This window comes from Pseudomonas sp. GW822-FHT06D10, assembly GCF_058799535.1.
The window spans coordinates 197808-210455 of record NZ_JBXALN010000003.1 but is presented as its reverse complement, the minus strand read 5'-3'; the positions used below and the strand labels follow the sequence as shown (position 1 = coordinate 210455).

11 protein-coding genes are annotated in these 12648 nt (G+C 63.0%); 6 read left to right on the top strand and 5 right to left on the bottom strand.

Translation table 11 applies throughout. From position 1 onward, the window contains the following. Positions 1–243 precede the first annotated feature (243 nt). Positions 244–1077: an EamA family transporter gene (locus AC1RL5_RS10840; protein ID WP_492589355.1), complete on the top strand. Its 834-nt coding sequence runs from the start codon at positions 244–246 to the stop codon at positions 1075–1077. Between the two features lie 35 nt (positions 1078–1112). Next, complete coding sequence (locus tag AC1RL5_RS10835; RefSeq protein WP_011063967.1) at positions 1113–1496, top strand: MAPEG family protein; 384 nt, start codon at positions 1113–1115, stop codon at positions 1494–1496. 43 nt (positions 1497–1539) lie between these two features. Here the strand turns inward: AC1RL5_RS10835 and mltA are convergent, their stop codons facing one another. Beyond that, on the bottom strand, positions 1540–2715 hold the full coding sequence (gene mltA, locus AC1RL5_RS10830; RefSeq protein ID WP_072451786.1) for a murein transglycosylase A: 1176 nt from the start codon (positions 2713–2715) through the stop codon (positions 1540–1542). Between the two features lie 132 nt (positions 2716–2847). Here mltA and AC1RL5_RS10825 point away from each other — a divergent pair, with 132 nt between their 5' ends. Continuing rightward, positions 2848–3297, top strand: a complete 450-nt coding sequence (locus AC1RL5_RS10825) for a c-type cytochrome (RefSeq protein WP_011063965.1) — start codon at positions 2848–2850, stop codon at positions 3295–3297. A gap of 39 nt (positions 3298–3336) precedes the next feature. Here the strand turns inward: AC1RL5_RS10825 and AC1RL5_RS10820 are convergent, their stop codons facing one another. The 4 genes from AC1RL5_RS10820 to AC1RL5_RS10805 all read right to left on the bottom strand — a co-directional run bounded on the left by AC1RL5_RS10820 (position 3337) and on the right by AC1RL5_RS10805 (position 7946). Beyond that, the gene (locus AC1RL5_RS10820; RefSeq protein ID WP_011063964.1) at positions 3337–3732 is read right to left on the bottom strand and encodes a DUF1090 domain-containing protein; all 396 of its coding nucleotides are present in this window, start codon (positions 3730–3732) and stop codon (positions 3337–3339) included. Between the two features lie 113 nt (positions 3733–3845). Then, positions 3846–5516, bottom strand: coding sequence for an NAD-dependent DNA ligase LigB (ligB, locus tag AC1RL5_RS10815; protein ID WP_492589356.1), 1671 nt, complete (start codon positions 5514–5516; stop codon positions 3846–3848). A 224-nt stretch (positions 5517–5740) separates the two neighbouring features. Next, the gene (gene metK, locus AC1RL5_RS10810) at positions 5741–6931 is read right to left on the bottom strand and encodes a methionine adenosyltransferase (RefSeq protein WP_047289677.1); all 1191 of its coding nucleotides are present in this window, start codon (positions 6929–6931) and stop codon (positions 5741–5743) included. A gap of 19 nt (positions 6932–6950) precedes the next feature. Continuing rightward, complete coding sequence (locus tag AC1RL5_RS10805; protein WP_011063961.1) at positions 6951–7946, bottom strand: ArsR/SmtB family transcription factor; 996 nt, start codon at positions 7944–7946, stop codon at positions 6951–6953. Positions 7947–8204: 258 nt separating this feature from the next. Here AC1RL5_RS10805 and tkt point away from each other — a divergent pair, with 258 nt between their 5' ends. From tkt to AC1RL5_RS10790, 3 genes are all read left to right on the top strand, one after another. Beyond that, the gene (gene tkt / locus AC1RL5_RS10800) at positions 8205–10202 is read left to right on the top strand and encodes a transketolase (RefSeq protein WP_011063960.1); all 1998 of its coding nucleotides are present in this window, start codon (positions 8205–8207) and stop codon (positions 10200–10202) included. A 153-nt stretch (positions 10203–10355) separates the two neighbouring features. Next, positions 10356–11435, top strand: a complete 1080-nt coding sequence (gene epd / locus AC1RL5_RS10795; RefSeq protein WP_011063959.1) for an erythrose-4-phosphate dehydrogenase — start codon at positions 10356–10358, stop codon at positions 11433–11435. 17 nt (positions 11436–11452) lie between these two features. Beyond that, positions 11453–12616 carry a phosphoglycerate kinase gene (locus AC1RL5_RS10790; protein WP_011063958.1) on the top strand — a complete coding sequence of 388 codons (1164 nt, stop codon included), beginning with the start codon at positions 11453–11455 and terminating at the stop codon, positions 12614–12616. The last annotated feature ends 32 nt before the right edge of the window (positions 12617–12648 follow it).

Sequence of the window (12648 nt, the reverse complement as noted above, 5' to 3'; positions counted from 1 at the left end):
GCGTCGGCGAGGGACACAGTTTTCGCCATCGTCGCCTGACCGCAGCCATTGACCACAGCCTCGACCCGACGTTGCAGGCACTTGGGGAAAAGTACCTCGAACATGCCCATGTTGCCGAATTGGCTGCTGGCACTGCCAAATGCGCCGGTAGCCCGTGCAAGCAAGGCCGCAGGCATGCGAGGATTCCCGGCTTCTGCCCGGATGTGCGGTATCCGGCTTTTTCAGGCAACCAGGGAGTGCAAGGTGCTGGCGACAAGTCTGGTTCTGGTGGCAGCGTTGTTGCACGCAGCCTGGAACACCCTGATCAAGTTCAGTGGCGAGCGCTTGCTGGTGGTGGCCTGCATGGACACCGTGGCCCTGCTGTTCGTGGCCATCATGCTGTTTTTTCTCGAATCCCCACCACTGGAGATCTGGCCCTGGATCATCGCCTCGGCGGCATTCGAGCTCTTGTATCGCTATCTGCTGATCCAGGCCTATCGCGTGGGGGATCTCGGGCTGGTGTACCCGTTGATGCGCGGGCTTTCGCCATTGGTGGTGCTGGCGTTGACCCTGGTCTTCGCCGGCGAGGCGCTGAGCACTCAGCAGGTCCTAGGCATTCTGCTGATTCCCTTCGGCATGCTCTGCCTGCTCTGGCAGGGCGGCGGTGGGGCGCGGTTGCCCTGGTCGATGCTGCCGGTGGTGGCGCTGATCGGCCTGTGCATCGGTTGCTACACCTATATTGACGGCCAGGCGTTGCGCCGCTGGTCGCACCCGCTGGATTATCTGACCTGGGTCACGCTGCTCAGCGCCTGGCCCTTTCCGCTGGTGGCGGTGCTCTGGAAGCGCCCGGCCTTTGCCCTGTTCTGGCGCGAGCAGTGGCGCCTGGGGCTGAGCGTCGGGTTTTGCGTGTTGTTCAGCTACGCTCTGGTGCTTTGGGCCATGCAACTGGGATCGATCGCCGAAGCGGCTGCGTTGCGTGAAATCAGTGTGATCCTGGTGGTGCTGTTCGGCATGCGCTACCTGAAAGAACCTTTCGGCCGGCCACGGCTCTTAGCCTGTGGACTGGTGCTGATTGGCATGTTGGTGATGAAGTTCTGAAGGCTCCCTAAAAACTCTAAAAAAGGATTTGCTCCATGACTGTCGCTTTCTGGTGTGTGTTGATTGCAATCATCCTGCCCTATCTCTGTACTGCCATCGCCAAGGGCGCCGGCAAATACGGGCTTCGCTACAACCATGACCCACGGGCGTTCCTGAGTACTCTGGAGGGTTTGCCCAAGCGTGCCCACAACGCGCAGCTCAACGGTTTCGAGGTGACCCCGGCATTCGCTGCGGCGGTGATCATCGCCCATGTAGCAGGTAACGCCGAGCTGGTGACGATCAACGTGCTGGCGGTGCTGTTTATCACCAGCCGCCTGCTGTACATGATCTGCTACCTGGCGGACTGGGCGATCCTGCGGTCCCTGGTGTGGTTCGTGGGCATGGGCCTGATCGCCAGTTTCTTCTTCGTTTCAGTCTGAGACACCCTTTTGCGGGAGCCGGCAAGCCGGCTCCCGCAGGGGCTCAAGGAGCGTCGGGCACTTCCGGCACCTTGGGCAGCGCTACGCCCTTGGGCCAGAGCATCCAGATCTGGCCCTGCTGCTTCATGTCTCCGGCCAGTTGCCCCGCGGCATCTCCCGTGCCCCAGAACAGATCGGCGCGCACCTCACCGGTGATTGCGCCGCCCGTGTCCTGGGCGGCTACCGGCCGTACCAGGCTGCTGCCATCCGGGCGGGTGGTGGACAACCACAGCAGGCTGCCCAGCGGGATCACCTTGCGGTCCACGGCCACGCTATAGCCTGACGTCAGCGGTACGTTCAACGAGCCCCGCGGGCCTTCATTGCTATCCGGGTTGCGGTTGAAGAACACGTAGCTGGGGTTGCTGCCCAGCAGCTCGGGAATCCGCGCCGGGTGGGCCTTGGCCCAGGCGGCAATGGTGCCCATGGTCACGTCCTCTTTCTTCAGCTCGCCCTGATCCACCAGCCAGCGGCCGATGGGACGGTAGGGGTGGCCGTTCTGGTCGGCATAGCCGATCCGCAATTGGCGTCCGTCATCCAGCTGGATTCGCCCGGAACCCTGGATCTGCAGGAATTGCAGGTCCATGGGGTCGGTCAGCCAGGCAATCACCGGGGCCTTGGTTCCCTTGCTTTCGATGGTCGCCGCATCGTCATAGGGCTTGAGTACCCGGCCTTCGAGCCGGCCACGCAGGCGCTTGCCCTTGAGCTCCGGGTAGAGGCTGTCCAGGGCGACGATGATCATGTCCTCCGGCACGCCGTATACCGGCACATTGGCCACCTGGGTCTGGGTCAGGCTGCCGGGATAGACCGGCTCGTAGTAGCCGGTGATCAGGCCGGTACTGCTGCCGTTGCCCGAGCGCAGGCCGTAGACCTGCAGGTGCTCCTTGAGAAAGCCGCGGATGGCCTCGGGGGTTTGTGGCACCGTCGCGGCTGCGGCGCAGGTGGCGCCCCACACCGGGTCGGCCTTGAGGCGGGTGCAGGCGCTGCGCCAGGAGCCGAAACCGGCCAGCAGGTCGTTGTCGGCGACGCTGGGCAGGGCGTCCCAGGTGGCGCTGTTGTAGGTGGCCAGGGCGTGGGTGGGGGCTGGCTTGGTATTGTCGCCGCCGTTGCAGCCAGCGAGCAGCGCCAGGGCCGGCAGGGCCCAGAGCAGATGGCGAGGCCAGCGGAGCGGGCTCGGGTTCATGCTGTATTTCCTTGAGAGGCTGCCCGCCGCATTGGTGATGGGGGACAACCCATATTATTAATAGGGCTATTGGTCTTTGCCGGGGAGGCGAGGATACTGGCCGCCGTTTCCGTGACCAGACCTGAAGCCACCATGACGCTAAAAAGACTTTCTGTTGTATTGCTGGCCTGCCTGACGCTTTCCGCCTGTGGCGGTGTCGATCCCAATTCTCCCCTGGGCCAGCGCAAGGCGATCTTCAAGCAGATGCTTAAGACCGGCGAGGACCTGGGGGGCATGCTGCGTGGGCGGATTCCTTTCGACGGCGCGCGCTTTGCCGAAGGCGCGGTGAAACTCGACAGCCTGTCCCATGAGCCGTGGAAGCACTTCCCCGAGGTCAAGGAGGAGGATCACAGCAGCGCCACCGATGACGTCTGGCGCAAGCAGGCGCGTTTCCAGGAGTTGGCCCGCACCCTGGAAGCCGCCACCGGTGAGCTGGTGACGATCAGCCAGGTCCAGCCCTACAAGGCCAGCAATCTGGGGCCGGCGGTGCAGAAGGTCGAGGATGCTTGCAGCGCCTGCCACAAAGAGTTCCGCAATCACTGATTGGCGGCTCTGCTGAGCAGGGCTGCGGCATCAGGTTGCTTACTTGTCCAGTTCGTCCAGGGCTTGCTGCAGTTCCTTGCGGGACTCGGCAAGCTTGTCCTTGCGCTTGTTGATCTTCTCCGAGTCACCTTTCTTCATGGCTTTTTCCAGGTCGGCCTGGCGACGGCTGACCTCATGCTTGGCCTCAAGCACTTTGTTTTCCCGCTCTTTCTTCAGCGAGGCGTCGGTGCAGTGGGCGGTCACTTCGCTCAGGGCGCGCTCCAGGCCGGCCTGCTGATTGCTGTTGCCGTGGGCCTTGGCCTGTTCGATCTGGTTCATGATGGCCTGGCGCTTGGCGGCGCAGCCGGTCAACTCGGGGGCCTGCTCGGCGGCCAGCAGTGGCGCGCTCATCAGGCTGCAGAGGGTCAGGGTGGCGAGCGATGGAAAAAGTTTCATTGAAGGCTCCAGGTGAAAAAGATCAAGAAATAACCAATAAAAATACTGACTGTTGTACCGGGAATGGGCTGTTGGAGCGTATTCCGGCTTGGGTGGTTCCACGTGCCATCGGGCTAAAAACCTTCGATACCGGCGCTGTTCAGGACGCCTTGCAAGGCCAGGACCTCTGGAGCGCGAAAAAACGCCACCAGTTGTGCGGCCCGCTCCGCTCCGATACCGGCTTCATTCTGCCAGTCCAGGCTGCTTTTCATGGCCAGGGCCTGCCATGGCCCGCTCAGGTCGGCCGAGCCACTGGGCGGGATGCCGAGGGCTTTGAGCCAGCGAGGGAAGGGCTGTTGCCTGGCGCTGTGCAGGCTCTCGAGCAAACGCTTGCTGCTGCGATCACCAAAGCCGGCAATGTTAGCAAGCTCTGCCTGATCCAGGGTCAGCCAATCCAGCAGGCCTTTGATACGGCCTGTTTCAACCAGCCGGGCCCAGGTCCGGCTGCCGATATTCTGCAGGTTCAGGCCTTGTTTGCTGCTGAGCCAGGTCAGTCGGGCCAGGAATTGTTCCTCGCAGCCGGGTGATGGCTGCCAGCAACTCAGGAAGTGAAAGTCGGCTTCTCGCGGGGGCTGGATGCTCTGGCGCAGGGTGCTTCTGAGTACCACTTCATCCAGGCGCGGGATGCTCAACCCGGCGAGACTGATGGCTACCTGATCGCCGGGAACGATATCCAGGGATCGCCAGCGTTGCAGTGAGCCGAGACTGACACGGCGGATCTGCCGATCGTCCAGGGTCACCGGCTCGATCTCCAGCAGGGGCATGATGCGCCCCGTGCGGCCGATACGAAAATCGACTTGACGAACGCTGGCCAGCACCTGGGCGTAGGGGTACTTCCAGGCGGCAATCCAGTATGGGGCCCTGGCCTGCCAGCGTTCGGCGGCGGGACGCCGGCTTTGCCGCAGGATGATGCCGTCACTGGCAAAGGGCAGTGGCGAGCGATACCAGCGGGCCCGCCACTGTTGTGCCTCGGCGAAGCCGCCTACGGGCCGGCTGTACTCGCGGGGTTCGGCAAAGCCAAGGTCTGCCAGTTGTTCCAGGCGTTCGCTCAACGTAGCCGGGCCCTGGGGCCAGTCCCAGACAAATAGCCCGATCTGCGCCGCCTCCGCCGCCGTCAGCTGTTTGCGCGCCATCCAGCCTGCCACCCGGTTGCGCGCCTTGAGGCTGCCGGAGCGAGCCTGGACATGCTGCTCCAGGCGCAGATAGAGCTCTCCTTGCAGCAACAGGTCGACGGGCCGTGGCAGTCGTTTGGGTATGGCCTCGATTTGCCAGGCTGCACGGGTCCAGTCATGGCCATGCACGCCGTCGCCACGGCTGAGTGCTTGCTGGAACTGCCCCCGGTGGTAGATCAGGGTCACCGCTACGCCGTCGACCTTGGGTTGTGCCCAGATATCATCGCGGCCCTTGAGCCACCCCGTCACGGCATTGGCATCGGCGAGTTTTTCCACCCCTGTGTGGGGGATGGGGTGGCGGATGCTGCCCCCGGCGCCGAGCAGGGGCTGGTCCATTGCCCGGGGAGCCTGGGGGAAGCACTGGCGCCAGGTGAGCAGGCGCTGGCGGGCCTGATCGTAGAGCTCATCCGCCACCAGTGACCGGCCGTCACGGTAATAGCTGCTATCCCAGCGCTGCAGTTGCTGCTGCAGGGCGGTGATTTCATCGGTGGCACGGGGAGCCGGCCAGTCGGGGCAGGCGGCCTGGGCGAAGAATGGAGTGAGGCTCAGCAGCACAACGGCTCTTGGCAGCATGGGGAGCATCCTTGCTCTGTGGGTCATGCGCTAAAGGCTAGAGGGGATTGGCTGAAGGCCAGGACGAAGGTGGTTGCGAGGTGTTTCCCCGTCAGGGAACACCTGTGCCCTTGCTCGCTCGCCCCCGTACCTGCAGCGGTTTGCGGGATGAGCTAGAAACCTCAGGCGACAAAAAAGCCCCGCCGGGCGAGCCGGGCGGGGCTTTGGATGTTGCCAGGTGAAGCTTACAGGCCGGCAGCGGCGCGCAGGGTGTCGGCGCGGTCGGTCTTTTCCCAAGTGAAGGTGGTGAAGGTGTCGTCACCCACGGTCTTGGTTTGCGGAGCCCGGCCGAAGTGACCGTAGGCGGCGGTTTCCTGGTACATCGGGTGCAGCAGGTCGAGCATGGTGGTGATTGCGTAGGGGCGCAGGTCGAACACTTCGCGTACCAGCTTGATGATCTTGTCGTCGCTGATCTTGCCGGTGCCGAAAGTGTTCAGCGAGATCGAGGTCGGTTGGGCCACGCCGATGGCGTAGGACACCTGGATCTCGCAGCGCTCGGCCAGGCCGGCGGCAACGATGTTCTTGGCCACGTAGCGACCGGCGTAAGCGGCGGAACGGTCGACCTTGGATGGATCCTTGCCGGAGAACGCGCCACCGCCGTGGCGGGCCATGCCGCCGTAGCTGTCGACGATGATCTTGCGGCCGGTCAGGCCGCAGTCACCCACCGGGCCACCGATGATGAACTGGCCGGTCGGGTTGATGTGGAACTGGGTGTCCTTGCTCAGCAACTCGGCAGGCAGCACGTGCTTGACGATCAGCTCCATCACGCCTTCGCGCAGGTCGTTGTAGGACACCTCGGGGTTGTGCTGGGTCGACAGCACCACGGCATCGATACCGACCACCTTGCCGCCTTCGTAGCGGCAGGTGACCTGGGATTTGGCGTCCGGGCGCAGCCAAGGCAGCAGGCCCGATTTGCGGGCTTCGGCCTGGCGCTGGACCAGTTGGTGCGAGAAGGTGATCGGCGCTGGCATCAGCACCTCGGTTTCGTTGCTGGCGTAGCCGAACATCAGGCCCTGGTCGCCAGCGCCCTGATCTTCCGGCTTGGCGCGGTCGACGCCCTGGTTGATGTCGGGGGACTGCTTGCCAATGATGTTCATCACGCCGCAGGTAGCACCGTCGAAGCCGACGTCGGAGCTGGTGTAGCCGATATCGCAGATCACATCGCGAACGATCTGTTCCAGGTCGACCCAGGCACTGGTGGTGACTTCGCCGGCAACAATGGCCACGCCAGTCTTGACCAGGGTCTCGACCGCTACGCGGGCGTGCTTGTCCTGGGTAATGATGGCGTCCAGCACCGCATCGGAAATCTGGTCAGCGATTTTATCCGGATGCCCTTCAGACACGGACTCGGAGGTGAAAAGGGAGTATTCGCTCATCTCGACGGTTTCCTAAAATTTACCGATGGTGAGTGTCGCCAGCCGGTCGCTGAAAATGGCGGACCTGGATCTGGAAACCATTACGTAAGCCTACATACAGGCTTTCCCCGGGAGTCAGTCCCGCAGCGGTGGCCCAACGGGCCAAATCATCTTGTTCGAACCCTAGCCAGAGATCGCCGCAAGCCTCTTTGGCCCAACTCTGGTTGTGGCTGCACAAGTCTGTCACTAACAGGCTGCCGCCTGGTTGCAGCAATTGGGCCATCTGCTTGAGGGCCTCGGCCGGCGCGGCGAAATGGTGCAGGACCATGTTCAGCACCACGCAATCGGCCTGCAGCTGTACACCGTTCAATGCATCGGCCAATTGCAGGCTGACGTTAGCCAATGTTTCGCGTTCGCACAGCTGGCGTGCCAGCTCCAGCATCGCCGGGCTGTTGTCCAGCGCGGTAACCCGGGCAAAGCGTCGGGCCAGCTCGGGGAGAAACCCACCGTCGCCGGGGCCGACTTCAATGGCCGTGGCCACTGGGTCGAAACTCAGTTTGTCCAGCAGCGCCAGCACACTGTCGCGGTACTGGGGCAGTCCTGCGATCAGGTCCTGCTGGGCGCGGAATTTTTCCGCCACCCGGGAAAAGAAGTCCTGGCTGGCTGCAGCCCGCTGCCGGTGCACCAGGCTGATCCGGGCCTGTACCTCGCCCGGCAGGTTCAGCTGGTCGACCTCTTCCAGCAAGGCTGCGTGCAGTTTGCCGCCCAGGAGCCCGGTATGGGGCAGGGCGCGGCGATAGAAAATCGCATTGCCTTCACGGCGGGTCGCCACCAGGCTGGCCTGGGCCAGGACCTTCAGGTGGTGGCTCATGCCCGACTGGCCGATGGCGAAGATCTGCGCCAGCTCCAGCACGCCAAACGAATCGTTGCTCAGTGCGCGCAATACATTCAGCCGCAGGGGGTCGCCGCCGGCCTTGCACAGGGCCGCCAGTTCGTCGCAATCGTCATGGCTGATGGCAGGCGCGGGCAGGTTCATGGGGCAGCAGTCTAGAGATGCCCGCAAATGCTCGCAAGGCCAATATCAAAAAGTTTTGATATTGGAGTCTGCAGGGGCTTTTCCAGAGCCTCTGCTTCTACAGTCAACGAGCGGCGAAGGGGTTTCATCAATGGATTGTGTCTTCAACAGGGGAAAAACATGCCTGAGTGACTATCTGTCATTGCCCCCGCCTGACGCCTGAGGGAAAATGCAGGCCTTTTTTCCGTTTCGTTTTATTCAATCCCCAGGAGATCAGCGATGCCAAGCCGTCGTGAGCGTGCCAACGCCATTCGTGCCCTCAGCATGGATGCCGTGCAAAAAGCCAACAGCGGCCATCCAGGTGCCCCTATGGGTATGGCGGATATCGCCGAAGTACTTTGGCGTGACTACCTGAAGCACAACCCGAGCAACCCATCCTTCGCCGACCGCGACCGCTTCGTGCTGTCCAATGGCCACGGCTCGATGTTGATCTACTCGCTGCTGCACCTGACCGGCTACGACCTGTCGATCGATGACCTGAAGAACTTTCGCCAACTGCACAGCCGCACCCCGGGCCACCCGGAGTTCGGTTACACCCCAGGCGTGGAAACCACCACCGGCCCGCTGGGCCAGGGCCTGGCCAACGCTGTGGGCTTTGCCCTGGCGGAGAAAGTCCTGGCGGCGCAGTTCAACCGTCCAGGCCACAACATTGTCGACCATCACACCTACGTGTTCCTGGGTGATGGCTGCATGATGGAAGGCATTTCCCACGAAGTCGCTTCCCTGGCCGGCACCCTGGGCCTGGGCAAGCTGATCGCCTTCTACGATGACAACGGCATCTCCATCGACGGCGAAGTCGAAGGCTGGTTCACCGACGACACGCCCAAGCGTTTCGAAGCCTATAACTGGCAAGTGATCCGCAACGTCGACGGCCACGATCCGGAAGAGATCAAGACCGCCATCGACACCGCGCGCAAGAGCCCGCTGCCGACCCTGATCTGCTGCAAGACCACCATCGGTTTCGGTTCGCCGAACAAGCAGGGCAAGGAAGATTGCCACGGCGCGCCACTGGGCGACGCGGAAATCGCCCTGACCCGCCAGGCGCTGAACTGGAACTACGGCCCGTTCGAAATCCCGGCCGACATTTATGCCGAGTGGGATGCCAAGGAAAAAGGTCGCGCTGCCGAAGCCGAGTGGGACCAGCGTTTCGCGGCCTATTCCGCTGCCTTCCCAACCGAAGCCAACGAACTGGTACGTCGCCTGAGCGGTGACCTGCCTGCCGACTTCGCCGAGAAGGCCGACGCCTACATCGCCGAAGTGGCCGCCAAGGGCGAAACCATCGCCAGCCGCAAGGCCAGCCAGAACACCCTGAATGCCTTCGGCCCCCTGCTGCCGGAAGTGCTCGGTGGGTCGGCCGACCTGGCCGGTTCCAACCTGACCCTGTGGAAAGGTTGCAAGGGTGTCAGCGCTGAAGATGCCAGCGGCAACTACATGTACTACGGCGTGCGCGAGTTCGGCATGACCGCCATCATGAACGGCGTTGCCCTGCACGGCGGCCTGGTGCCTTACGGCGCGACCTTCCTGATGTTCATGGAATACGCCCGCAACGCAGTGCGCATGTCGGCGCTGATGAAGAAGCGTGTGATCCATGTCTACACCCACGACTCCATCGGCCTGGGCGAAGACGGCCCGACGCACCAGCCGATCGAGCAACTGACCAGCCTGCGTACCACGCCGAACCTGGACACCTGGCGCCCGGCCGATGCCGTTGAATCGGCGGTGGCCTGGAAAAACGCGCTGGAGCGTAAAGACGGCCCTTCGGCGCTGATCTTCTCGCGCCAGAACCTGCAGCACCAAACCCGCGATGCCGGCCAGATCGCCGACATCAGCCGCGGTGGCTATGTGTTGAAGGACTGCGCAGGCGAGCCTGAACTGATCCTGATCTCCACCGGTTCGGAAGTCGGCCTGGCCGTTCAGGCCTACGACAAACTGACCGAGCAAGGCCGCAAGGTGCGCGTGGTTTCCATGCCTTGCACCAGCGTGTTCGATGCTCAGGACGCTGGCTACAAGCAATCGGTTCTGCCGCTGCAGGTCAGCGCACGTATCGCGATCGAAGCGGCTCATGCCGACTTCTGGTTCAAGTACGTGGGTCTGGAAGGTCGGGTGATCGGCATGACCACCTACGGCGAATCGGCTCCGGCTTCGGCACTGTTCGAAGAGTTCGGCTTCACCCTGGACAACATCCTGGGCCAGGCCGAAGAGTTGCTGGAAGACTAAACCCGGAAGCCGGGTTGTCTGTACTGACGCAATCGCGAGCAAGCTCGCTCCTGCAGGGATGTATACCGTCCTTGTGGGGGCGAGCTTGCTCGCGATGACGATGGCGCAGGCAGCACGAAGCTGATGGTTTCACCACCGGTCATTGAGAACCCCATGCCTCAACCGCGTCCCTACAAAGTTGCACTCAACGGCTACGGCCGGATTGGTCGTTGCGTCTTGCGTGCTCTGTTCGAGCGAGGGGCTGCGGCCGGGTTCGAGATCGTTGCCATCAACGATCTGGCCGACATGGCCAGCGTTGAATACCTGACACGCTTCGATTCCACCCACGGGCGTTTTCCCGGTGAGGTGAAGGTCGATGGCGATTGTCTGCATATCAATGGCAACTGCGTGAAAGTGTTGCGCAGTGCCACCCCCGAAGGCATCGATTGGGCGTCCCTGGGCGTCGATCTGGTGCTGGAATGCTCCGGTGCCTACCACACCCGCGAAGACGGCCAGCGTTTTCTCGACGCCGGCGCGCCGCGGGTGCTGTTCTCCCAGCCGATGGCCAGCGAGGCGGATGTCGACGCCACCATCGTCTATGGGGTGAACCAGGACTGCCTGAGCGGCGACGAACGGCTGGTGTCCAACGCCTCCTGCACCACCAACTGCGGCGTGCCGCTGTTGCGCCTGCTGGATCAGGCCATTGGCCTGGAGTACGTATCGATCACCACCATTCACTCGGCGATGAACGACCAGCCGGTGATCGACGCCTATCACCATGAAGACCTGCGGCGTACCCGTTCGGCCTTCCAGTCGGTGATCCCGGTGTCCACCGGTCTGGCGCGGGGTATCGAGCGCCTGTTGCCGGAACTTGCCGGGCGAATTCAGGCCAAAGCAGTGCGGGTGCCGACGGTGAACGTGTCCTGCCTGGACATCACCATGCAGACCGTGAGCGATACCGACGCCACCGAGGTCAACCGGATCCTGCGCGAGGCCGCCACCAGCGGTCCGCTCAAGGGCCTGCTGGCCTACACCGAGCTGCCGCATGCCAGCTGTGATTTCAATCATGATCCCCATTCGGCGATCGTCGATGCCAGTCAGACCCGTGTTTCCGGCCCCCGGCTGGTGAACATCCTGGCCTGGTTCGACAACGAATGGGGCTTTGCCAACCGAATGCTGGACGTAGCTGGGCACTACCTGCACACAGCCGCTCCACGCACTGACACTCAACTCTCTGTTTCTGAAGAACAGTAACCCAGGAATTGCGACCCATGACCGTGTTGAAGATGACCGACCTCGATCTGCAAGGTAAGCGCGTGCTGATCCGTGAAGACCTCAACGTCCCAGTCAAGGACGGTGTTGTCACCAGCGATGCGCGAATCCTGGCTTCGCTGCCGACCATCAAGCTGGCCCTGGAAAAAGGCGCGGCAGTGATGGTCTGCTCGCACCTGGGCCGCCCGACCGAAGGCGAGTTTTCCGCCGAGAACAGCCTCAAGCCGGTGGCCGACTACCTGAGCCGCGCCCTGGGTCGCGAAGTACCGCTGGTGGCCGATTACCTGGGTGGTGTCGAGGTCAAGGCCGGCGACATCGTGCTGTTCGAGAACGTGCGCTTCAACAAGGGCGAGAAAAAGAACGCCGACGAGCTGGCCCAGCAATACGCTGCCCTGTGCGACGTGTTCGTGATGGACGCCTTCGGCACCGCGCACCGCGCCGAGGGTTCGACCCATGGCGTGGCCAAGTTCGCCAAAGTGGCTGCTGCTGGTCCTTTGCTGGCCGCTGAGCTGGACGCGCTGGGCAAGGCCCTGGGCAACCCGGCCAAGCCGATGGCCGCGATCGTTGCCGGCTCCAAGGTGTCGACCAAGCTGGACGTGCTCAACAGCCTGAGCCAGATCTGCGACCAGTTGATCGTCGGTGGCGGCATCGCCAATACCTTCCTCGCCGCTGCCGGGCATCCGGTGGGCAAGTCGCTGTACGAGCCGGACCTGCTGGACACCGCTCGCGCCATCGCCGCCAAGGTCAGCGTACCGCTGCCGGTGGACGTGGTGGTGGCCAAGGAATTCGCCGAGAGCGCTGCGGCGACCGTCAAGCTGATCGCCGATGTGGCCGATGACGACATGATTCTCGACATCGGCCCGCAGACTGCCGCGCAGTTTGCCGAACTGCTGAAATCCTCCAGGACCATCCTCTGGAACGGTCCGGTGGGCGTGTTCGAATTCGACCAGTTCGGCAATGGCACCAAGGTCCTGGCCCAGGCCATCGCTGACAGCGCTGCGTTCTCCATCGCCGGCGGCGGCGACACCCTGGCAGCCATCGACAAATATGGCGTAGCCCAGCAGATCTCCTACATTTCTACCGGTGGCGGCGCCTTCCTCGAGTTCGTCGAGGGCAAGGTGCTGCCGGCGGTTGAAGTCCTGGAAGCCCGGGCCAAGGCCTGAGGCCTCGATTGGCCGGGCAAAGGAGTGTTCTG

Coding starts and splice junctions, on each gene's coding strand:
- AC1RL5_RS10835 (WP_011063967.1), top strand. CDS start 1,113: ATGACTGTCGCTTTCTGGTGTGTGTTGATTGCAATCATCCTGCCCTAT.
- mltA (WP_072451786.1), bottom strand. CDS start 2,715: ATGAACCCGAGCCCGCTCCGCTGGCCTCGCCATCTGCTCTGGGCCCTG.
- AC1RL5_RS10825 (WP_011063965.1), top strand. CDS start 2,848: ATGACGCTAAAAAGACTTTCTGTTGTATTGCTGGCCTGCCTGACGCTT.
- AC1RL5_RS10820 (WP_011063964.1), bottom strand. CDS start 3,732: ATGAAACTTTTTCCATCGCTCGCCACCCTGACCCTCTGCAGCCTGATG.
- ligB (WP_492589356.1), bottom strand. CDS start 5,516: ATGCTGCCAAGAGCCGTTGTGCTGCTGAGCCTCACTCCATTCTTCGCC.
- metK (WP_047289677.1), bottom strand. CDS start 6,931: ATGAGCGAATACTCCCTTTTCACCTCCGAGTCCGTGTCTGAAGGGCAT.
- AC1RL5_RS10805 (WP_011063961.1), bottom strand. CDS start 7,946: ATGAACCTGCCCGCGCCTGCCATCAGCCATGACGATTGCGACGAACTG.
- tkt (WP_011063960.1), top strand. CDS start 8,205: ATGCCAAGCCGTCGTGAGCGTGCCAACGCCATTCGTGCCCTCAGCATG.
- epd (WP_011063959.1), top strand. CDS start 10,356: ATGCCTCAACCGCGTCCCTACAAAGTTGCACTCAACGGCTACGGCCGG.
- AC1RL5_RS10790 (WP_011063958.1), top strand. CDS start 11,453: ATGACCGTGTTGAAGATGACCGACCTCGATCTGCAAGGTAAGCGCGTG.